The 23,289-nt window shown below is 33.4% G+C and carries 20 protein-coding genes; 11 read left to right on the plus strand and 9 right to left on the minus strand.

Annotation, left to right across the window (positions count from 1 at the left end):
- Nucleotide 1: 1 nt before the first annotated feature.
- The 5 genes from C4F49_RS14965 to C4F49_RS14980 all read left to right on the plus strand — a co-directional run bounded on the left by C4F49_RS14965 (nucleotide 2) and on the right by C4F49_RS14980 (nucleotide 4,471).
- Nucleotides 2-1,591 (plus strand): MFS transporter, encoded by a 1,590-nt coding sequence (locus C4F49_RS14965; RefSeq protein WP_196936648.1) that lies wholly within the window; start codon nucleotides 2-4, stop codon nucleotides 1,589-1,591.
- Nucleotides 1,592-1,624: 33 nt separating this feature from the next.
- Nucleotides 1,625-1,777: a hypothetical protein gene (locus tag C4F49_RS18025; RefSeq protein WP_231388327.1), complete on the plus strand. Its 153-nt coding sequence runs from the start codon at nucleotides 1,625-1,627 to the stop codon at nucleotides 1,775-1,777.
- Between the two features lie 53 nt (nucleotides 1,778-1,830).
- Nucleotides 1,831-1,926 (plus strand): RteC domain-containing protein, encoded by a 96-nt coding sequence (locus C4F49_RS18030; protein ID WP_231388377.1) that lies wholly within the window; start codon nucleotides 1,831-1,833, stop codon nucleotides 1,924-1,926.
- Nucleotides 1,927-2,117: 191 nt separating this feature from the next.
- The gene (locus C4F49_RS14975; protein WP_196936649.1) at nucleotides 2,118-3,374 is read left to right on the plus strand and encodes a hypothetical protein; all 1,257 of its coding nucleotides are present in this window, start codon (nucleotides 2,118-2,120) and stop codon (nucleotides 3,372-3,374) included.
- Complete coding sequence (locus C4F49_RS14980) at nucleotides 3,374-4,471, plus strand: hypothetical protein (protein ID WP_196936650.1); 1,098 nt, start codon at nucleotides 3,374-3,376, stop codon at nucleotides 4,469-4,471. Before C4F49_RS14975 ends, C4F49_RS14980 begins: the two co-directional genes overlap by 1 nt.
- 28 nt (nucleotides 4,472-4,499) lie before the next feature.
- Here C4F49_RS14980 and C4F49_RS18205 read toward each other — a convergent pair whose 3' ends face one another.
- From C4F49_RS18205 to C4F49_RS15020, 8 genes are all read right to left on the minus strand, one after another.
- The gene (locus C4F49_RS18205; protein ID WP_231388328.1) at nucleotides 4,500-4,898 is read right to left on the minus strand and encodes a hypothetical protein; all 399 of its coding nucleotides are present in this window, start codon (nucleotides 4,896-4,898) and stop codon (nucleotides 4,500-4,502) included.
- Nucleotides 4,861-5,097, minus strand: a complete 237-nt coding sequence (locus C4F49_RS18210; RefSeq protein ID WP_196936651.1) for a hypothetical protein — start codon at nucleotides 5,095-5,097, stop codon at nucleotides 4,861-4,863. Before C4F49_RS18210 ends, C4F49_RS18205 begins: the two co-directional genes overlap by 38 nt.
- 152 nt (nucleotides 5,098-5,249) lie before the next feature.
- On the minus strand, nucleotides 5,250-8,411 hold the full coding sequence (locus C4F49_RS14995; protein WP_196936652.1) for an AAA family ATPase: 3,162 nt from the start codon (nucleotides 8,409-8,411) through the stop codon (nucleotides 5,250-5,252).
- Nucleotides 8,392-8,958, minus strand: coding sequence for an ABC-three component system middle component 1 (locus C4F49_RS15000; RefSeq protein ID WP_196936653.1), 567 nt, complete (start codon nucleotides 8,956-8,958; stop codon nucleotides 8,392-8,394). Before C4F49_RS15000 ends, C4F49_RS14995 begins: the two co-directional genes overlap by 20 nt.
- Nucleotides 8,927-10,270, minus strand: a complete 1,344-nt coding sequence (locus C4F49_RS15005; protein ID WP_196936654.1) for an ABC-three component system protein — start codon at nucleotides 10,268-10,270, stop codon at nucleotides 8,927-8,929. Before C4F49_RS15005 ends, C4F49_RS15000 begins: the two co-directional genes overlap by 32 nt.
- Nucleotides 10,271-10,273: 3 nt before the next feature.
- On the minus strand, nucleotides 10,274-11,359 hold the full coding sequence (locus tag C4F49_RS15010) for a ComEC/Rec2 family competence protein (RefSeq protein WP_196936655.1): 1,086 nt from the start codon (nucleotides 11,357-11,359) through the stop codon (nucleotides 10,274-10,276).
- 411 nt (nucleotides 11,360-11,770) lie between these two features.
- Nucleotides 11,771-12,424, minus strand: a complete 654-nt coding sequence (locus C4F49_RS15015) for a hypothetical protein (protein ID WP_196936656.1) — start codon at nucleotides 12,422-12,424, stop codon at nucleotides 11,771-11,773.
- Nucleotides 12,425-12,589: 165 nt separating this feature from the next.
- Entirely contained in the window at nucleotides 12,590-13,441 is an 852-nt protein-coding gene (locus tag C4F49_RS15020; protein WP_196936657.1) for a hypothetical protein, read from the minus strand.
- Between the two features lie 404 nt (nucleotides 13,442-13,845).
- Between C4F49_RS15020 and C4F49_RS15025 the strand changes: the two genes are divergently transcribed.
- Nucleotides 13,846-16,608, plus strand: coding sequence for an ATP-binding protein (locus C4F49_RS15025; protein WP_196936658.1), 2,763 nt, complete (start codon nucleotides 13,846-13,848; stop codon nucleotides 16,606-16,608).
- A gap of 482 nt (nucleotides 16,609-17,090) precedes the next feature.
- Here C4F49_RS15025 and C4F49_RS15030 read toward each other — a convergent pair whose 3' ends face one another.
- Entirely contained in the window at nucleotides 17,091-17,270 is a 180-nt protein-coding gene (locus tag C4F49_RS15030) for a hypothetical protein (RefSeq protein ID WP_196936659.1), read from the minus strand.
- A 702-nt stretch (nucleotides 17,271-17,972) separates the two neighbouring features.
- Here C4F49_RS15030 and C4F49_RS18185 point away from each other — a divergent pair.
- The 5 genes from C4F49_RS18185 (at nucleotide 17,973) to C4F49_RS15055 (ending at nucleotide 23,287) form a co-directional block, all read left to right on the plus strand.
- Nucleotides 17,973-18,368 carry a GtrA family protein gene (locus tag C4F49_RS18185; RefSeq protein WP_196936660.1) on the plus strand — a complete coding sequence of 132 codons (396 nt, stop codon included), beginning with the start codon at nucleotides 17,973-17,975 and terminating at the stop codon, nucleotides 18,366-18,368.
- Nucleotides 18,369-18,432: 64 nt separating this feature from the next.
- Entirely contained in the window at nucleotides 18,433-18,870 is a 438-nt protein-coding gene (locus C4F49_RS15040; RefSeq protein ID WP_196936661.1) for a hypothetical protein, read from the plus strand.
- A gap of 45 nt (nucleotides 18,871-18,915) precedes the next feature.
- Nucleotides 18,916-20,151, plus strand: a complete 1,236-nt coding sequence (locus tag C4F49_RS15045) for a 6-bladed beta-propeller (RefSeq protein ID WP_196936662.1) — start codon at nucleotides 18,916-18,918, stop codon at nucleotides 20,149-20,151.
- A complete protein-coding gene (locus C4F49_RS15050) occupies nucleotides 20,148-21,392 on the plus strand; it encodes a 6-bladed beta-propeller (protein ID WP_196936663.1) in 1,245 nt (414 codons plus the stop codon). The genes C4F49_RS15045 and C4F49_RS15050 overlap by 4 nt, the downstream gene beginning before the upstream one ends.
- A 1,259-nt stretch (nucleotides 21,393-22,651) precedes the next feature.
- Nucleotides 22,652-23,287: a thioredoxin domain-containing protein gene (locus C4F49_RS15055; RefSeq protein ID WP_196936664.1), complete on the plus strand. Its 636-nt coding sequence runs from the start codon at nucleotides 22,652-22,654 to the stop codon at nucleotides 23,285-23,287.
- Nucleotides 23,288-23,289 lie beyond the last annotated feature (2 nt).

A 23,289-nucleotide genomic window follows, 5' to 3' on the forward strand; every position in this document is an offset into this window, starting at 1 on the left:
TATGCAAGCACATAAAATACCTGTTTTCAAATCCTGGGTTTCTGAATGGGTGGCGAGATCCGTCATATTTGCCATTCTGATGACCTGTCTGTTTAGCTTCGCTTTTTATAGTAGTCCGATTGCAACGATGGGATTTTATGGTATACAGCCTACCGACGTACAATATGGGATGGTCGTTATCTATGGTTCTACCGTAGCTTTCCTCGCACTTGATTTTCGGATTGTAAAATATTTTGCACCAAGAAAATATTTACTGATTGCCCTCGCCATAAATGCCATCTGCTCTGTGATCTGTTTTCATTTGAAAGATTGGACATTGTTTGTTATTTGCCAGTTCTTTCAAGGAATTACCTGTGCATTGATGTCAGGAATTGTGTTACAACTCATTTTTCCTATGTTACAGTCTGTACGTGCCCGAGTGATTGCTTTTAGCATACTGTATGGCAGCATACAGATTGCCGTGCCTTTTTATTCAATTTTTACCAGCTTGGTCATTCATTTCTTTGATTTTAACTGGCTATTCTATGGATTTATTATCATACTTATCATTCTAACAATTACCATTTTGCTTACGATGAACAGTAACGCTCGATTTACCAAAAAGATTCCACTTTATCAGGTGGATTGGATGGGCTATCTGTTTTATGTGTCTTTTATCTTAATCTTGGGATTTATACTAGTTTACGGGCGACAATCCGGATGGTTCGGTAGTTCATTAATCACTACGCTTAGTGTAGTCAATCTAATTATTCTTTCGCTTTTCATCATTAGAGAATTGAAGCTTAAACGACCATTAATCAACTTACAGATTTTCAAGACAAAGAATTTTGTCATTGGGTTATTACTACTTTTTACATTTTATATTTTTAAAGGAAGCACTGGACTTGCCTACGGCTATCTTGAAGTGATTTTAGGAAATGACCCACTGAGCACCATTCCGATATGGACGGCTGTAATTTTTGGGACTACACTGGGTATGTTCGTTACTTCCAGATTTGTATTGATGGGTTATAACCTGATAAGATTGATTATTGTTGGCTTTGGAATTATGGCGATTTACTATGCTTATATGATACTATTTGTTTCTGTACAGGGCGAAACAATTGATTTCATTTTACCAATGTTTATTTATGGTGTGGCAACAGGAGTCTTATTTGTCCCTATTGTTTCGTTTACAGCTGCATCAGCACCGCCAGCAATTGCTATCAATGCATCGCTTATCGGCATATTGGCTAGGTTTACTGGGTTTACAGCTAGTCTGGCACTGAATAACGAACTTCAATTATTTGCAAAATCAGGAGTTCGCGAAAAGATTCGGGAAGCAGTTACAGAAATGAACCCACAATTACCAGCTACCTTACTGGATATTCAAAATCAATATGCGAATGCCGGTAGCGATATCTATACTTCAAAAGCAGTATCCTCAGGCTATATTAATCAAATGGTAGCTCATCAAATATTGGCTCGTGCTACTAGAGATTATTACGACTGGATGCTAACAGGTGTGATTTTGGTAATTGTTGTTTTGCTCTTATTGCCACAAATTCAAAACGTTGTTTTGAGATTAAGAAAAGGTAATATACCTTATTAAAGATCATTTTATTGAATGTATTTAAAGCTTCTTATGGATAAATTTTATATTGAAACACTAAGTGAAATAGAAACAGCAACAAATGAATTAGAGATTGAGGCTGATTATTCTTTACAGAGAATAGAAGTAATAATTTCTCTAATTTTAAAACACCTTTCTGATTTAAAAAAAATATATCCAAAATAAGAATTTAATAGCATTGAAGAAAAAATATATTTTTTAAACACCAGAAACCTATAATCGTATCCAAGCTTGTCTATTATAATGCTATCTATAAAATAGAAGCTAAAAAACCCATCGGAACCAAGCATGCTTTATTTTGTTTAGAGTTTTGATGAAAACCTAAAATTATAGCAGACAAGCTCTGTATTTAGAGAAGTGGTAGGGTTTGGCATTGAGAGGTGGAATTTGTCGTATTGATATTAATAACGAGGAATTTATTTTGTATTTTTGTAGTTATTGAACCTGATTTACCCTTATAATTTCGTGGGGTTTAAATACAAAACAATTTGCAACATGAACAATTATGAAAAAAAGAACTAAAGGTGCTTGGGTTATAAATCATACTAACAAACTAGTAGAGATTAAAGATACTTATGAGTTTGAGGATATTGAACTTGCTGGGAAATGTGGTGTTTTTCTATCAAATTTAGCAGCATCAGATGAACAAAGTAATTTAGAGTTGGATAAAGTTAATGCTATAGCTAAAGTATCGAATATAAAAAAAACAGAGATCGAAACCATCAAGTCGAAGCTTAAAGAAGCTAGATTAATTGATACTGCTAGTAATGGATCAATCTCTGTTTTAGGAGTTACCACTTCAGCTGTTCTTGGACATACTTCTGATATTTTTGACAACAATTCCCCTTCAAGCTTTCAAAAAGCGGCTTTAGAACTTTCTGATAATATTTCAGATTTGCCAAAAGGGGAAAAAACATTAAATGAATATATTTCTGACACATATTCTCTATCTAACACAGAAACGAAAGATCTATTTCTACAAGCTGAGGAAATTGGTTTTATAGATTATGAAGTTTTAGATGATAAAAGTAAATTGTACTTTAATGGTAACTTGTTTCGTAGGGAAGGCGCACAAAAGACAAATGCTGTTCTATCATCACTGAAGCCAGATGAAACTAGAAAAATAGTTGAATTAGATCAATTATTAACCTCACATGGCTGTATTACTTTAGAGAAAGGAAAAGAAATTTTAGGAGAGCAACTTTTATCAAAACTCCAGTCTATAGGAATGTATGATTTTAATGAGGTTAGTAATTCTTCAGAGGCAAAAACTTTTATAACAAAACCATCTGCATTTTCTAAATATGGAAACCCATTTGAAGAGGATGCACTTGACTTAGCTAAAGCGTTTGTTTCTTCATTGTATTACGGTATCAACTTTAGCTCTCAAGGAAGAGGAAAAATATCTATGTTAGAAGTTTTGTTGAGAAAATTGGTAAACGGTCGTGAAGTTGGACCTGCCACAGCAATAGGAGAAGACTATAAGCTATTGGAGCTTAAACGTGTTATTCAATTAAGAAGAGATAGCACGTATCCTAATCGTTATCATATGAAACTCTTAAAAAAAGATATTGGTTTATTAGCAATGCAAGTTCTTGAGTTAGGTGATGCTACAGAACAAACAATATTAGGGTCTAACATATATACCGGAAGCGTAACTAACTACATTGGACCAGAAAATAAACGTCAAATCAATAGAAAAAAACAAAATTCACAATCTAAAAAATCTGTTGGGGAACTTTTAAGAACATTTAGAAACTAATGGAAAATCAAAAAAACAATATCACAAAAGGAGAATTAATGGAAGAATTGATTAGAAATTATTTCATTAATTCAGGCTATTTTGTAATTCGAGGTGTTAAATTTAGATATGAGAATAATGACATAACCGATGTAGATTTATACTTATATGGACGTTCCTCAAGCATAACGAGACAACGTATTAATGTAGATATCAAAAACAAGAAATCTCCTCAAGCCTTTGAACGCATACTTTGGGCAAACGGAGTACGAGAGTTGTTAAATTTTGATAGTTGTATTGTAGCTACAACTGATCAACGACCTGTTGTTCATAAATTTGGACAACTTCATAATACTATAATATTAGACGGAGCTTTTTTATCAAAACTACGTTCCAATTCGCATCCAGATAGATTATCAGAAGAAGAATTAACACAACGATTTGCAAAAAATAAAAGCTACAAGACTTTTGGGAATAAAGATTGGAGATATATTTATGAAGAATCTAAATCAAGATTATTATCTGAATTAGATTTTTCTGGATTTAATGCAGCATTATCATATATAGCATATTTCGTAGAAAAAATAATCACTGATCCTCAAAAGCGCGAAGATTCGACAAGGCTATTGTATCTAATTACATCTCACTTATTAATAACAATTGACTTTATTCTTAAAGATGTTGCATTCTTAGATATTGCTGAAAGAGAAAAAAAATTGTCTAATGGTTTTAAATTTGGAAACTTAGGTAAAGATGGAGTAGATAAGATTATTTCTATAGCGGTACAGATTTCTGGCAATAGGTCAGCAAATTCTTTTTTGAAATCATTAGAAGGAGTTCCTATTGATATATTAAAAGACTTTTTTAGCAAGAATGAGAATACGAAAAATTTATTTAATTGGGCTAGAGATTTTGAAAAGATGGGTTTTAATGAAATTTTAATAAATCCTGAAAATATAGATTCTCCTTTAAAAGGTGTTATTTCATTATTACTTGATTTTCTAAGTGTGGAAAGGAAAAAATTTTTTATGTCCTTTCAGGTTTCGTCACAAACAGAACTTCCTCTGAATGAACAATCTGAACTACGGAACACGAATAAGTCAGACGATGTAAAATAAAAACAATAAACCCTCCAATTCGGAGGGTTTATTGTTTATTCAGAATTTGTAGCATCCTGCCGACTTCAATATCTATTCTGGAAAAGGTAAACCATTTTTTACCCAGGTATTTGAGCGATGCCCCGATATGGTAGAGTTCTGCATTGTCAATAATCAACAGACGGTCGTGAGCATCAGAAAACAACTCAACTTCAATCTTAGGATATTGCCTATTGTACCGTTGTAAATCGAGCCTTAATTGATTGCTGATATTTTTATTATAAATAGTAGCTGATACATTAGCATTCCTTTTTCCCAATAAGGTCAGGACCGTATCGTCCACATAGTTATCAAATAGTATAACAGAATTATTGGAACTTCGGATAATATCCGAAATAAAGATGTAAATGTCAAAAACTTGCCCATTGTAGAAAAATACCTTTCTCACTGTGGAGCTTGTCACTTTCCAAAACTTTAAATAGCTCTTCAAATTTTTGGCCGGCTTCTAGCTGCTTCAATTCAATGTTATCCAAACGATGAAACAATGAAGCATTGCTAATAAGCATACGTCGCATTTCTACAAAGGCTTCCATAATCTCGACACTGACTTTAACGGCTATACCTGAACGGAGTAGGGCAGAAGCCATTGCGACACCTTGTTCCGTAAAAACATAAGGCAAATAGCGTCTTCCACCATAATTTAAGCTTGAGCAAGGAACATTGTCGCCTTAAGTAGGGTATAGGGAGAACATATCCGGTATTTTTAATTTCCACCCTGCAAGTTTGGTCTAAAATGTAACTAATGGACATCTATTTCCTCTATTTGTTTGACCTTACCAAAAGTTTCTAGTTCCATAAACTTAGAATTGTAAAGCTTATCGGGGATTTTTTTCATGAGTAGGTTGTGAAAATTTGCATCATGTGTTGAAAGAATAATCTGACGACCTAGGTTAACTGTGATACTACGAAGCAAATCAATAGTCGACAAGATGTTGATACTATCCATCGCCTGAATAGGATCGTCGATAAATATGCACTCTAAAGGATTATTATTTGCGTCCTTAGCGTGTAGGGCTTTAGCCAAGAAGATACTCAAGCTTAAAATATTCAGTTGTGCTGTACTAAAATATAAGTTAGGAATTTGAAGCGTGACTTTCTTTTCATCGGTTACACAGACGTTAAGCTGTGGATTGTTGTCGGTAAAATCACATTTGAATTTAATCTCTTTATAATCAGGGTGCGGATCGATCTTCCTGTAAAGAGTATTAATAATATCCTCAAAAAAGAAGGAGTTAATTTGCTCATCTATATGAGCTATAACCAAATTTCTTTCTGTCTCCAGCGTTGTTTTTAATGTGGTATTTAAAAACTTTATTCTCGCCTTAATCGCCTTTTCATCATTTTTAGCTTTTTGGTACCGCAAAAATGGAATAACTTCCTCTTTAAGTTTTGATAATAACTCGAAAAGCCCAATTACATTTTGCAATTCATTTATTGCTTTTCGCTGCTTCTCCCTGACCCCCTCTACAAATTCAGTGATGGATTCATTAGTTTGTCCTTCTACCGTAAAATTAAACTCATTTTTCACAAACTCTTGATAGACGCTGATCCGCTGTCGTAACTGAGATAGCCTTTCTTTGTTTACGGCAATATTGGAAATCAGATCTTCAGTATTAAAGGAAGATGTTGAGTTTTTTAGATTGTCAACAATTAATCTTTGCTGCTGTTCAGCTTCCAAGCATTCTTTCAGGTCATCAATCAACTGATTTAATAACAAGTGAAGTTCTGATAGAGTGATTGAATTAACCACACTATCAGAACGCTGATTGAGATAAGCCAATATGGCTGTATAAGACAAATCTTCAATTAACACAACACGATCGTCTTGGAGCTTTTTCAAGTCATTATTTGCTGTAATAATTGTCATTTCCATTGTGTCAAGATCTCCTTGTAGTTCAGAAAGATCCAGAAGATTAGTTTCTCGCAGGCCCTGCAAATTCTGCAATCGGGTTTCCATAACTGCGGAATAATCCTTTACAGATAAATTGGACAGTTGGGAATTTAGTTCATTGATTCGAGTCACTAAAGTATTCACGTCAGCCCGATCTAAGGCCAGCTGTCTTTTTATTTCATTTACTCCTGCTATTGCAAAAGAAATTTTTTCCAACGGCGATTGTTTTTCATTTTGGAGCAACACCAATAACTTTTCTTTTAGCGCTTTCTCGGCTACATCATTTTTACTTTGTTCTGCCTCACTTTTTATCTGTTCTGACAATGCCGTTTTTAAACTTTCATCTAGTGAGTCGTTACTTGAAATCCGGTTTGTAAGTTCGACATAATCAGCATAATTCTGGTTGCATAATGGACAGGCACTGGTTTTGGATTCAGTGACAAGAGTTAAACCTTTCCGTAGTAATTCTGCAAGATCAATTTGCAATGATTTTTGCTGTTCAAGTTCTGCACTGCGTTTCTGAAAACTTTGGCGCAGCTCTAATCCTCTATTCCTGATTTCCTCTAATTTTCTGATGTCCGTTTCAAATTTTACTAATGTAGGAACTAATACTGAGGGAGCAAGATTTTGCTCAATTTGCTCAATAACTGTATCAATAGATCCCAAGATATTGCGATGATCTTCCAACGCTCTTAAATTGGTGGTGAGATCTTTTTCGCCAGCAGCAATCGACGCATTTAAACTAGCCAGTTTTAAATTACCATTGTTAATTTCTTCACTAATTAATGGGACTCTTTCTATCATAGAATTGATGACAGAAATATCCTGTAGATTTCTTTCAATTTCTTGGTTCAACTTGGCTAGCAAATTAATGGCATTTGCTTTTTTATCGTTTAAATCTTTTATTTCTGCATTCTTTTTGTTTTGTTTGGCACTATTACCTTTTACTTCAGAAACGATATTTGTGTAGCGTGGGAAGTGAGCTATCAGCTCTTCATGATAAGTCTGCGATTTTCTTAGATCTTCTTTTCTTTTAGCTAAAGCGGCAAGCTGGTTTTCCGTTTTTGCAAGTTTAGCAAAATCATCTAGTGAAGTTTCCGCATCTTTTATCTTTTGTCTAACATCAACTTCTTCAAGCTGATGGTGCTGATAAATTTCCAGTGGATCGATACTTTCGCTACCTGAAACGACCACTTCGATTAGTTCTACTAATCTTTGAGACTGGATAATCTTTTGATTAAGCTCGTGTACACGCGAGGTAATAATGGAACTTAAAACTGCAGATTCCCTTTCATCAAATGTAGTATCTAGGTGATTTAGTGATTGTTTTTTTTCTTCTAATTTGCTAATTGTTTGATTGATAGCGTCCATTACCTGCTGATCCCCATTAAAAGCTAAGTCCATTTGAAAACCCTTCAATTGATTTTTTAAATCTTTGATGGTGTCCTCATTAGTTTTCAATAGGTTGACAAGACACTTGTAATACTGGTCGAGTTCTTTATCGCCGAAATATTTAATAAATGTCTTATAGCGACCTGCGCCGTCGTCTTCCTTTAAAAAAGAGTCTATCCATTCCTGTGAAAGAATAACTTCCTGAAAGTACCCCCTTATAGTTTCTTTCTCGTCAAATTTATAATCAGGCTGTCCTTTCCTTGGTTTTTTCAGTGTCTTGGTAATTGGCTCATTAGAGGTGGTAGTATAAAGGTTTACAAATGCCGGGAGATTCTCATCTGAGAATTTATTTCTCAATATATGCGTATACTCAGCAGCATTCATATTCTTTTCAGTCTTGGCGACCTGCTGATTCATTTTAGGCCGCTTTAAAAAGCGGTGGATGTTGTGGGTCACGCCCCATTCGACAGCGTCATAGAAGGAAGTCTTTCCAAAACCGTTAGGTGCATAAATAGATACGAAATCAGCTGTTTCTTTTCCGTTGGTAAAATCAAAGGTGCCATCTTCGGCTAAATCATAGGCGCGAAATGCCTGAATCTCAACTTTTTTGAATTTCATCTTTAATTTTCTGTTCTAATAATTCTAATACTGAACTTGGTTTAACTATTGCTTTTTTGTCATCAATGATTCCAGATTGTCTGATTACCTCCCATAAAAGAGGATTTCTTTCAAAATCAGTCTTTTGCGCATTAGGTCTTCTTTCCTCTGGCAGGAGTTCTAAATTTTTGTTAGTAATATGTTCTTCAACAGTTGTAGCAATAAATTCATTATTGACCTCCCCATTATAACTTAATAATATTTTCCTGCTAGATACTGTATCATTCTCAATTTTATATTTTAAGTGTTTATCACAAATGGATTCTGTAATATAGAAAAGATACAGATTCCAGATCTCAAATTCATCGGGCAACTGACTTTGATAATAAACGGCAATACTGTTAGACAAATTTTCCCAATCTTTTGCCAGTGAAGCTTCCGATGGAAATTTCACAAAAAAGGTATGGATTTTTGATATGTAGGTCTCGATATGGAGCGTTACCTCTACATCAGGATAAAGGTCGATAATGAGAGTTTTAATTCTGTTTTCTGTCGATATATTGTTCATATTCTTCCTGTAGTTTAGTAAGTAATTGTTGTTCATCGAATATGTGGCTGTATTCAGCGATCTTATCGATAATGCACTTCTTTTTAAAAGAATCCAGATGGACAAAACGGTAATGGTCGAAAGGAAATTTGATGCCATTGTCAGTTTGCATCAACCCTTTATTGGTGACCCTCATTAAATTCGGTATTGTCTTCGCTTCAATTTCGTACAAACCATCTAAAGGACTGCTGTTGGTCCCAATCACAACGACACTACCGGAAGGTAATCCATGATAGTCTGCATGGATCATTTTTTGTACTTCAAAAGTCCAGTCATTGGTGGTATCGGAATACAATAATCTAAATGAATTAAATAATTTTTTCAAATCTGCCTCCTCAACATCAGTATATTCCATAATGTTAACTATAGTCAAAAATTCGAGCCATGCTATCCAGATATTTCTGCCATTGAGGACATTTGGACTTGCTTGATCGAGTAGCAAACGTCTTTTGAAGTGGCGACGAATTTCATGAGGTGCAATCCCACTGTTAACAATCTTTTCTGTTTCTGTTTTCAGAAAATTACGCGTGTAAGCAATATTTTGTTCATTGAACTGATTTACTCGTAAAAGGAAAGATGCTTCTGTAAGAAAAGAGAAACTACCCAAATGAGGAGGATCAAGATTAACCAAATGTTCTGGATGTAAAGTTACAAGCGAGTCAAAAGATGACATTGGCGAAAATTCAATTTTTCCCAATTGTTCATCCAACGCATCTACCATCTGACTTTGAATACCAGCGAGAAGAAAAAAACCATCGTCAATTTTTCCTACCCCTCCTCCGGAATGTCCACGTACTTCTTCAAGACCTGGCCTATCTGGAATTCTCGCTTCTCGCAAAGAATTGTTTCTAGGGCCTTGAATCGTAATACCTTCATCTGTCCTGTAGGCATTAAGATAGTCAGGATCAATTTGTAAATTGCGGCGCATTTGTGGGTAGCCAGCCAAAATATAAGACTCTCGATCTGCTGTAATATCATCTGTCCGAATAATTTGGTTTAGCCCTTGCAGTTTGGCAATCTTCAAAATTGCAACATCTGCGTCTGGATGTTCAAAATAATTATTGCCCAATGACATATTAAAAGGAATATCCTCTGCATGTAAAATATTATCGTGTTCAACAAACCTCTTTAATATCTGAACAGTATTTTGAGCATTTTGTATTACATGCTTTGCCGTGAGAATATAAGTTGCATTAGAATCAACAGGTTGAAACAATATTCCTGAACCTTCGTTCAAGACAACCACATAATGTCTGATTTCGTCAAGTACCATGCACTAAAATTTAAATGGGTTTTCAATTGGCATAACCTTAAACGACGGAAAATCAGCATAATCCTGCTCGGTGAAAATCCTACTGATAAGCTCTCCATAATTGAAATGAATTGTACATTCAGGATGACAATCGATTAGGCGCCCAAGAAGCTGTTTGTGCGGATGATTATCCTGCTTGCTATTTGTACTGATTACGAAGTGTTCTGATTTAATGGAATTGAAAACAGCTGGGCTGGTATTTGACTGCGCCCCGTGATGTGAAATTTTGACCAGTTTTACAGGCAGGGGATTCTCAATATCGTAACCTAATGTTTTGAGCGAGGTTTGGATTACAGACGGAAAAGAGTCACCAAGAAAAAGAAAATCATTGTCATTGTAGGAGAGAATAAAAGCAAACGAACTGCCATTTGGTACGGCATCATCTTCCTTAAAATTTTTATCGTTTACTTTTAAGTTGTTTGTATGGTGATCTTTTAATGATATCTGGTGGTCGTTGATTTTACTGGTCAGCGAATCTGGCCGCTCAGCGTTCCATCTTGCAAGCAAATCTTCAAGCCGTTGTTTGTCAGGGGAAAGAAATTTGAAACTGAGCCCGTGAAAAGCTTTCTCTTTGCCCGCGATAAATAGTTCTTTGTTCCATAGCTTATGTTTGTTGAGGTAATCTTCAAATTGAACACCCTGTGGCACACTAGTTTGATTGGAGTTATTAATGTTCATAATAATTGGTGGCATTGATTCATGTTGAGAATTCATCCAATTCTTAATTACCTTTCCAGAATTAAACCAGACTTCCCCTATCATTTTCCAAGCCTGATCAGGTTCAAATTCGATCCACGAGATAAATCCTCCAATATGATCCTCATCAATATGTGTCAGTATTACGAGGTCAAAAATCTTTTTCTCTGACCTTAACTTATCAATTAAAAGTTTTAGAGGACCGTCAGTCTTTTTTTTATGCTGATTGTTATATTGAAAAGTTTGTTTTTTCCCTCCATCAATCAATATATTTCGTTCTTGTCCGGTAATCTTATCTTTAAAGGTAATATGTATAGCATCACCGTTGTTAGCTTGTAGCACTTTTATTTCCATGATCACATCTTATTAAAATTATAGTTTAAAAGAGGTATAAACAGCCTATTAGATGTTGTATTTCATTATTTCTTTATTATATGTTTTTTATTCCTTTTGTATTAAAGCTAGCCACTCAAACTATTGAACTTTACGAAAGTAAACTTATTATGCTTATCTAGGAACAAAGTGATAGAAGTAGGCATAACATTACAGCTCCTAAAATAAACTTAGCTATCTACGGTTTTAAATATTATAATTTTAACAGTGAAAATGAGTCAATAAAACTTTAAGTTAGTAAAAAATCTTTATGTGACGCAGTCTAATTATTATCTGAAGATACTTTAAATGTCATATGAAAAAATCATTTTACACAAGTCAACCAGATATTTAGTAGATCGACTGATTAACCTTAATGGATCAAGAGTAATATCAGGACTGCTCAAACTTCATATTATTTACCAGAAAACTCCTTGCTCGCTCAGGGGTATACTTTCTTAAGAAAGCATTATGAGCCTTATCTCCATTTTTCTGAATTTTGATTGTTGCTTCTGTTATTAGCAACTCTAATAATTCTATCAGAAACTTAAGATCAGTTACTCTTGGGCTTGCTAATTTTCTTGATATAATCACATCTTCCGTGTCTCCATCCAACATAAACCCAGTTTTGGATATCTTGATGAAAACCAAAGCTTGCTCATTTACGGTGTCATCACGATGCGCAATATACGAATGTCGTAATTCCATTAAATGTTCATGTAATAATTGATACTTTTTATCATGCTGTTCAAGTTGGGATTTCTCAAATTTTGAAAATCCAGCCTTATTTTCTGTGAAACACTTACCGTAAGTAATTAAAATTGATTGCCAGAGTGCAAGTTCTATTGTTGAATTCGTATCAACTGATTCTTTTAAAGAGATTAGTTGTTTAGCAATGTCTAAAACAAATATTAAGTCTTCTCTAATAAGCATAAAGGACTTCAGTTTCTTACTCAACTCAACTGGCATAATATATAGCAGGTTGTCGGGATATCTACTTCTAGCAGTATTACATATATCGGTTAAAGCTTTTTCTTTTTCTGTCATTATAAGTCAAATTGTTTCATAAGTATTTTGCATTGCCATAAGCTAACTAGCGTATGGTTTTTATAGGCAATTCTTCTTAAAAATCTGGTTAGCGCCAGCATTAGATAGTTCTCATTTTGTATACTTACTGCTTCATAATAATAATTTAAGGCAGTTGGTTGGTAATTAAGGTTGCTTATCGTTAGAACCGTCTAATTCTAAATTCTTAACAAATCCAAATCCAAAGCTTTTAACGCCGTTACTATCGTACTGAGTTAGTATTGTAGGAGCTAGTACATTGAGTTTTTGTAGGCTAAAAGATTCTGAATAAGTCTCTACATATTCTTGGACTTCAGTCTCTGGCCAAAGAGTAATTGTTAAGAATAGATCTGCCTTTTCCTCCGCGCTTAACCCATTAGTTTTTGAGTCAAGTTTTGCTATGATTGCCTGATCAACAATTATTGTTAATTGTTCCAAGCTTGGGATTTTAGCTTTAAGGTGCTTATTGTATACTTCTACATAACTCTTTTTACCCGTTTCATTTACTAATTCAAAATCTGCAGTCTTTCCATTTGATAACGGTGACTCTATGTCTGTAATTTGGTAGTCACCGCTCCTAATTAAAGTATTTGCAGTTAGAATTTCTGAAATACCATTCAAATAGGTAGGATTAATATCCTGCATCTCTACCAAATCAAATTCTAGAAATAATCTTTTAAATAAGTTTTTACCTTTCTGTTTCAATTCTGGTAAAAGCGAATCAAATAAAAATTTAACTTCTGTATCCACGTATTTCAAAAAAGATATACATATGGATTCACCCAGTTTCGCTCTACCCATTAAGATGGGAATTGAATTTTCCGTTTTTATCTTTCCGTAAGCTTCAATTAACGGGGTAGCATTATTAAGTTTAGCTTCAAATTTATTTGTCAGCTGCGCCCAAAATTTTTGATCGTCTTGTAAAATATCATGAAGGTTTGGACAAAACTCTTGTGTAAGATCTTTGAGTTGCTGATTGATTACATCATTACTTGCCATATTAGGATAAAAATTAAGTTTGCAGTAAAAGTACGAAATTGTTGAGATCTTCCGTTCAGATGGGTGAAAATTCTTAATTTCGATTCATATTATCATTCACTTTGCTATCTTAAACTAATTGAAGTATAAGATAATTCAACAATTGCTTTATGTCGCTTGCGTACATTTTCCAACAATAGCGTGATTTATTACAGTCGAAAAATCAATACACATGATTACTTCGTAGGGGCGGTATTGGAATTACTTTATTAAATTTGTGGATGATCGCCCATTGCCAACGACCGTGTGAGATTGAACAAAGTTTGATCGAACTCATCAACGTAAACCGTGATGCTCCATATGTAAATCGAGGGTTTTATTTTCAGTATCTAACGGTATTGGACAAATGGATATCCAATTTCATTTTGGAAGACGATGTTATTGTTTATACAGAGGTTGGAAACGATATCAAAGAGATCGGTAAAAAGTTGGTGTTCACCCAAGTTAAGTGCTATACAACTAGTTTTAGTTTTAGGAACAAAACCCTGAGAAAAGAAATCCTCCATTTTTTTGTACAGTACCTGCAAGAAAAAGAGAGAAATCCTTCCGTTGAATTTCATTTCCTAACCAATACATCTATAGCAAATAACGAACGATTGCTCCAAAGTTGGATGAATGAACAGGATACAATAGGAACTGAACTGTTCGAAAAATGCTGTGGCAAGGTGGAAGAAATACTAAATAGCGAATTCAAGCTTATCAAAAGACAGCGGCTGGATAAAAAATATCTAACCAGGCAGGATAAGGAAGGCATCAAACAGCAATTTACAAGTCTTGGAGAATTTTTTAAATCATCGATATTGCTAGAAGATTTTGTGAAAAGAATAAAGTGGTACTTTAGCGCTGAAAGTCCCGAAAAACACATTAATACACTACAGGACAAGATTCTCACAAATTTAGGACATCCTCGATTTAACGGCAGGCCACCAAAGTTACTAATGGAAGCCCTGCTATCCGAGATATATAGATTTTCCCAACTCTCAGATGCAAGCCTTAGGAAAGTGGATAACACTCTACTTAATAACATCTTACTGGCCAAAGATAGTGACATCAAGCAGTACGTAAATGAGTCGCTTCTTGAACTGTTGGATGTCAAGTTTAGTGTGATTTACCAAGAGTTACAGAAATACCGTTCGATCCAAGAGAAACATAGCTCAGAACTAGCCGTACAGGGACAGCTATTACAGTCACTCAGGGACAACACTTCTGACACAACAGGGAAATATCCCAAAGACCTGACCCTGATACCAAATGTTAGGATTTCAGAAATCATCGGGAGAAAAGAGGAGCTTCGTCGATTGACAGAAACATTAGAAAAAGCAATACAAGTAAATCTGGCTGGCGAGGATGGAGTTGGAAAAACCACACTGGTCAAGATTTATCTTAACGTCCTACGTGATCGCTATGACCACCTATTATGGATCGATTGCGAGAATGGCCTGCTAAGTGGGGTTATCCAAAACACCGACCTTATTGCGAACCTAGGCATTGAATTTGCACCAGACAAGATCGGCGAAGAGAAATTCTTGCAGATCATTCGTACACTTAATTCCCTGAAAGGTCGTAAAATATTAGTCCTAGACAACCTACCAGATTTAGGACAACTTGAAACGGTTAGGAACTTAAGCCAATGGGATATCATAGTTACCTCGATGGTTAGGTTACCAGAAATATGCATTTTACAGGTCGAAAGGTTTTCTTTTGCGGATGCTAAAGACTTATTCCGTAAATACGAACCAGAACGCCATGCCAGTGACGAGGATCTAAAGGCACTTTTTGAATATATAGAGTACAACACCCTTATCATAGAACTTACGGCAAAAACTATTCGTGCTAGTTATGACCTGAACGTTAGTGACCTCCTAAGGCACTTTAAAGGCCAGAGCCTAGATGATGTGGAGCTTGATATAGAAATAGCAAAGGGAGGATCCAAAGTTCGCCTGGTCAATTTTCTCCTAGAAATGTTCGATCTGAGCAAGCTATCAAAATTAGAATCTTTCTTTATGGGCATGTTTGCTCTTTTGCCCTCCAGCGAAATATACCTGTCCGATTTGGTTACCTGGTTTGGTAAGGATCACGAGAAGCAAAACAAAGTGGATTTTGCAAACCTTATAAATAGCCTACATGAAAGAGGATTAGTTACAAGAGAAGGTGACAACATAAAGGTACATAAGATGCTACAGGAAGCATTGTTGTATAAAGAAAGAAAAAGCTACAATCCTTTTGTAGTTTATGCGGCGCAGATTGGTTGGCTTGTGAGGCGGTTTAATGAAGGTGCAGCCCATAACCCTGTTCAGGCCATGCGTTTCTTAAAGTATGGTCAATCAATACTATCTAATATCAAGGAAGCTTACAGAGGGAGTGTTTACCAGCCTCTTTTAGTACTGGAAAATGAAGTGTTAAATATATTGTTTTGGCTAAAGTCATCAACTGGTACATTGAAGAAATGGGAGGATCTGATAAACAGAGCGACAAAGTATTTACTTAAGGATAATCTAGCACTAGGCTCTATGTTCAACAATTATGCCTATGCACTAATTGAAAACGGCGAAATGGAAAAAGCCATGTCGTATTTAAAGAAGTCCATCAAGATATTGCGGATTCATGAAAAGGATCAACTTGCTCTTTTAATTTGTGTGCTTTGTAATCTTGCAAGGTTACATGCAGAACTTGATGAGTTCGAAAGCTTCAATAAAACCTTTAATGAAATCACCTCTTTACGGAAAAAATACAACTGTTGGGAAGACCCTACCTTTCCGATCCAATGCAACCTTTTGGCACTTGTAAATCAAAAAGCCACAAATTACTCAACGGCCATTGATATGTATAATATCGCCATAAATGCTCACCTGCAATTACCTAATGAAAATCGGAATGAACTGAACCTTGTTCTGTTTCTCAGCAACCTTGCTATGTGTTACCTATTTAACCGGGAGGAAGACAAAGCAGAACATACCGTAACTTTTGCCTTAGAGGTATTAAGAAAGTTGGAAGTAAAAGCTGATAAGGTTCTGGTGAATGCGATCAACATCTTATTGATGATTACAACTTATAAAAATGAAGAAGCATTATCCGTTAAATTAAAAAAGATATTGGAGACGCTATCGGGCAGGGTTTACACAGATTGAGTCTTCGAGCATCGGTGATCTTGAAAGCCAGCTCTAAAATAAAATATATTTTTCAATACTGATTTTTTAGTATTAATCGAATTCATAAGCCCAGAACGTAAGTGATCTCTAAATGGTAGATCAAACAGCAGTTTTTTTGCTATCAAACCGGTGTTACACTCTTTTACTAGTTTCCAGTATAAAATGATGCTTCTTTGTTGTTTATTCCTAAGTTAAGTTAGTTCTTCCTTTGAATAAGCAATCTAGAGTATTATGTGCGAACAAATTACTCACGAAATAGGTCTGTATTAATAAATTCAATTGTTATGAAAACAGCATACTTATACGTCCGTGTGAGTACGGATGAGCAAAAGATTAAGATGTCTTTTAACGCATAACAACCCTCATAAACAAAAACCATTTCATTTTCAAAAAGATATCTTACTGTTGGATTATCTGTTTCCTGACTAACAATATTGCACCAGCCACAAAACCCAAAATCTTTATTTTTTTAAATATTCTTCACCAAGTCTTTTAGCCTCTGATTTACAAAATGCCAAGACTTCATTTAGCTTCTTAATTTTTTCTTGATTAAGCGGCGTATAATTGAAAGTATAGAACACATCACTAGGAAGATCTTCTATGTTTTCCAATTTTCCTTTTGCAAATAATTCTATAGCCAAATCTAGAATCAGAAATTAATATTAGCAGTAAATTCTCCTGATCTTGTGTAACCACTTTCTCGTATTGATCTAACATATCGTTCTAACTCCGATGACCCCTGAGTACTTTTAATAATAAGAATAACTTCTTCAAAAGTATCGACATCAAAGAGATATAGACCAGAAAAATAATTGTCGTAATTTTCATTATCTACCCATATCTCATCATGTCCAATAATTCTCCATTCCCTTTCATGTGTCCAGTCAATCTTCTGTGCGTATCCCAGCTGAAATGCTAGATAACGATTTTATTCCTTTATTGATGAATTAATTTGTTTCCATTTTTTTTTGAAGCAGAGATTATTATTGAGGAGAAAACCTTCTGAATGAGTTATTTAAAATGAAAAAGAGAATGCAATAAGTCGAAACAACATATCTGGAAGGAATTTACTGGCGAACCTGTTTAAAAAGCACAGATACTGAAATTTATGCGCCAACTTGGTTTAGTGAAGAGAGTACGAAAAAGCCTTGTACATTCTACATAGAAGATAAGGAATAAAAAAAATATTACATTCGATGTTTTCTTGTGACATTCAACTCCTGGATGAGTAAGCATTATTTTTTTTTAATTAAAAAAGCTTACTATCAATCCAAATTGTTATATTGCAAATATAAACCAATTATCTCTGGGAGGAATAACCAACCATTGATTTATAACTAAGTATGAGATTTTTTAATTCTAAATTTTTAAAATTTGCATTCACTGGGTCTTTAGGATTTATAATCGATTTTGGTTTGACATGGGTATTGATCGAAAAGTTCTCGGTAGGATACTATCTTGCAAATTTTTCAGGATTTACGACAGCTGTTACTTCCAATTATTGTATTAACAAATATTGGACATTCAATCAAAGTTCATTGCCATCTATACGTCAATTTTCAATCTTTTTAATAATTAGTAGCATAGGATTATTTTTAAATTTTGCTATTATAATGTTTTTAAATAATAATGCAGGTTTGGATTTCTATTTTTCAAAAATATCTGCGACAATCCTTGTTGTAATGTGGAATTTTATCGCTAACAAGCACATCACATTCAAAGTGCATAGATTTTTTTGAGAAAACGTCTTTAAAGATAAATTAATTGCGAGTTAAAGTAAGTTATATATAAAAAAACAAAATTATGAAAAATAAAATTTTATTAGCAAGTTTATTAACTGCTTTCGCCGCCACACTATTTACACAATTTTATAGTGTAGCAGCCCCAAGTTTGTACAATGTATGTGCTTCAGTTAATTCAACGGATTATTATAGTATTTATAAGGCAACTGCTGAAGATGCAGCTTGCGAAAGTTGTCAAATTAACCTTATTCCTACACCACATTACGACAGCAGTGGTGAGGTTAGCGGATATAGCTATTCAGGAACTGTTGTCTCGGAAGAATATGAAACGATTACGTGCAACGTCTCGCAGCAAGGTGGGAAGGATTGTAAGTCGTTAGATTACAACATGAGGGAAGCGTTGTGTACTGATATCTTTATAAAAGTTGAAGATATTGATACAGGAACAGGAACAGGAACAGGAACAGGAACAGGAACAGGAACAGGAACAGGAAATTAATTATTCTTAAATCTCAATAATTTACTTTAACTTTTAAGCAACACAATGAGAGGTATTTGCGTATTTTTTTTCCTGATTAGTTACTTAATAATATTTTCACAATGTTCAAATTCAACAGTATCCAGAAAAGAGACTTTAGAAGTAGATAGAAATTACTTTGAAATTATTTATAATTACGAAGATCTTGTAGTTGATGCTAAAGAAATTATTGATACACTAATATATTTACCTTTAGAAACTACTAGTGAAAGTGAGTTTTACGAAATATCTCAACTAGAAATAACAGAAGAATACTTTTATATATTAGACAGAACATCTAATTCTATATATATATACGACATTCACGGTAATTTTATTAAAAAAATATCCTCATTAAATGAAGATGTGAAAATTCCATTTCAGAAGATTTTAAGATTCACAATTGACCCATCAATTAATAAGTTGTCTTTTAATGATGTACAATCGAGCAATTTATATGAATTTGATCTCGAAGGGAATTTTGTCACCATGGCAGAAAAAAGACCTATAGACTATCTAAAAAGCGATTACTCACTATTACAAGGTCATGAAATTGCTTTAGACTTATTTAACGAGATAGAAAAAACTACAGAAAATCATCCTTCAGTACTTGTTTCAAAAAACAATAAAATACTTTTTAGCAACCTCGATTACGACCCAACTGTTATTAACAATTCCGAAATCATAGGTAACAAAAAGTATTTTTATAAATCTCATTCCGATTATATTTTATTCACTCGGCCATATGACTATAATATTTATAAATATGACACGGTAAATGGCATCACGAAGTATTCACAAGTATTTTTCTCGACAGAACACTCCTTGCCCGAAGACTTTATAGATAACGTTAATTATAAAAGCAAAAGAATTCCCTACATCAAACAAAACAAGTCTATAGTTTATAAATTGACAGATATTTATGAAACAGAACACTTTATTACATACAGAATTTTTACCAGTAATTTTTCAAAATTTATAATTTTTAACAAAAAAACAGGAGAAAAATTAGATCTTAACCAAATAATCTCTGATACAACGACACGATATTTGCCAATTTTTGGTAATTATATTCATGGTGTTAAAAATAATTATTTTGTTTCTTCTTTGTCGCCAAAACATGTTATTACACAGATAACCCATAAGATGAATTTTGCGAATTATTTTAAAAACTTACCGCTCTCTACGCAAGAAATCTTTAATAAAGGCAATAATCAAAACAACGTATTAGTATTAACAAAGCTTAAAAATAATAGTCAATGATCAATCTTCAATATAAAATCTTATCTCTTTATTTATTTTTTTTTATTGGTTCTGCTTATGGGCAAAACTCATTAGAAACAGATAGTTTGATAGTAAATTCCCCAGATTATAAAGAAGTTCGTATTGACCCTGACTATGTGGAAGAAGTCCTAGAATCCAAAATTACTGACTCTATCAAGTACATTTTTTTAGAAACAACAAAAGAAAGTGAATTCACTTCGATAACACAATTGGCGGTAACGGACAGTCATTATATAATTTTTGACCGAAAATTACAAACAATTTATTTCTTCACAAAGGATGGTAGATATTTCCATAAGCTTACCAAGCAAAATAAAAACAATCCAGATTCTTTTACATATGCCGTTGGTTTTGTTTTAGACTATGACTCTGAAGTTTTATCTGTAGATGATATTCATTCGGAAAGCACATATGAGTTTAATTTAGAGGGTAAGTTTATACATAAAATAAAGAGGGAGATATATCCAATAAGCGACTACTCTTATTTTGAAAATTTAAAACTGGTCTACTATAACTTTAACAGCCATCAATCAGCAAATCAATATACTTCAAATCCTTCTTCTAGAAAAACATCCAGACTTGAGCCTAACCTAGTAATTTATCATAATAATGGTGAAGTATTTCAACAACATTTATGGTTTAATCCGGATAATGTTGATCCCGATGAATTTTATACTTTCAGAAATTTTTACGTTTCTAACAGAAATGAAGTTCTATTTTCTAGGAGCCTCGATAACACTATATATAGCTATAACTCTAATTTAAAACTTCAAAGATTAATTAAGATTATCTTGCCAATTCAAAACTCTATGCCAGAGGACTTTCTTACCAACGCGTTGTACGATAATAAACGCAGAGAATATCAAAGGACAAATTCAAATATTTCAAATAAAATTGATAACGTTTTCAAAATCAATTATTGGGTTACAGCTTCTCTTACACGGAGGAAACACGTATTAGTCAATTTAGGAACAGGAGATTTATTCGATATAGACGGAATTATTTCTAATGATTTAGGGTTGACGTTGCAAGGAAACTACACAGCTTTTCATGGGGTAGATAATAACGCTTTTATAGTTAGCATTCCATTTTTAACCTTAAAATATAAATATGACCAGCTATCAAAACAAGAAAAATCTCGAGTCGATGCATCTTTGAAAAATGTCGCAATTAAACCATATCAAAACCCTATATTAAAATTATTATACGTTAAAAACTAAGAAATGCCTAGTTTAAATAAACTTTCTCTATATATTTTACCAATACTGTTATGCTTCATAGTGTTTTATCAGTTTCGAAATCTCGGATTTGCCTATGTTGACGATGAGTGGATGTTACTGGATGAAGTTTTGATTCAACAAGGATTAAATTTCGAAAATTTTATAGCCATATTTTCAAATATTAACAATCTTCAATATTCACCTTTAAACACTATATACTACCTTTTAATTTATCAAATTAATGGATATGACGCCTACTATTATCACTTATTTTCTATTTTAGTTCATCTATTAAATGGATTAGCATTATTTAAGTTATTAAATTTATTATTTAGCTGTTTTAATATAAATAATACACAAATAATTTCGTACATCGTAGTTCTCATTTGGTTGATACATCCTTTGAATGTCGAATCAGTCGTTTGGATTTCCGCATCGAAAATCCCCCTTTTCAGTTTTTTTTATTTTATATCTTTCTACTACTATATAAAATCGTTCCTTGATAAAAAAAAATTTGCAATCAACTATAGTTTGTGCATCATCGCATTTATCTTCTCTTTTTTGTTTAAAGAACAGGCCGTAATCATTCCAGTTACCTTTTTTATCTTTTCATTAATTTTCCAAATTCAAAGTACGAGTGTCCGATACAGAACTTTATTTTTTTTAATAACTCCCCTTTTTATTATATCAATTATATTTATAAGTGCTACTCTTTTCGCTTTGAGCTATGAAGGGGGTGGACACCCATTCGATAAATACCCTCTCGAAAAGCGCTTATTTTTTTCTTTTTATAGTTTGGGTTTTTACATATTTAATTCTTATTTACCTCTAGAATTAAAATATCACTATGCATTTCCAATTAAGCCCGATCAATCAGTTCCCATAAACTTATACGTGATTGCTATATCTTTGATAATTCTATTTATATCCGCTAATAAGTATCTAAAAAAGACGAAATATTATTTAACTTATATTTTTATGTTTCTGTTTTTTGTTATTCATTTAGCTTTATGCTTGCACATAATTCCTTTACCTCGTGCATCAATCGTAGCTGACAGATATATGTATTTGGCATTAATTGGCTCAATCTCATTTATAATAATATTTATTACTGAGTATTTTAAGCTTGATTTATCCTTGAAAAATCGATCTAATTATATCTTTACACTGATACTCTGCTTGTTTATTATAGGATTAGCCGGTTTTAGTTATACGCTTGTTGAATCTTGGTTTTACAGACAAATCTAACTTATTTAAATATGAATATGTTCAAACCTTTCTTACCATACCTTGTCATATGCTTGTCGATTGGTGTTAGTCTATTATTTTTTTTTGATAAGCCATCCAAAGAGAATAAATTAAAGGGCAGTTTAGACATACAAGATAACTTAAGCTCTCAAGCTGATGATAGAACGCTCTTTTGGGATATTTATCCTGAGTTAATTTTGCCGAACGAAGGCAAAACTTTAAATAAAGATCTATCCTTGACAGATATTAATGAATCCAATATAACTCTATCGAATCTATTTGATAAATCGAGCGATTCAATATTAATCTTTAGATTTTCAAATTTCGATTGCGATTTATGCCTTAGAAAAACACTTCCTATTTTGATGGATTTTTTTAAAGATAATTCCAATAAAGTAAATCTCATAGTTGATGGAATGTTACCGAAAGAATATAGGATTAAGTTTAAAGAACTAAAAATTCCCTTCCCTGTATATTTTCTTAACGATCAAAATTTACAACTTTCACTAGAAAATAAAAACATCCCGTTTTTCTTTATTCTTGACAGAGAACATTATAAAACTCATAAAATTTTCACTCCAAGTAAAGATTATCCCCAACACACACAAACATATTTGAGAAATATTAAACAATCATTATATGATTAAAT

Source organism: Sphingobacterium hungaricum, assembly GCF_015210005.1.
In the GTDB taxonomy this organism is placed as follows: domain Bacteria; phylum Bacteroidota; class Bacteroidia; order Sphingobacteriales; family Sphingobacteriaceae; genus Sphingobacterium; species Sphingobacterium hungaricum.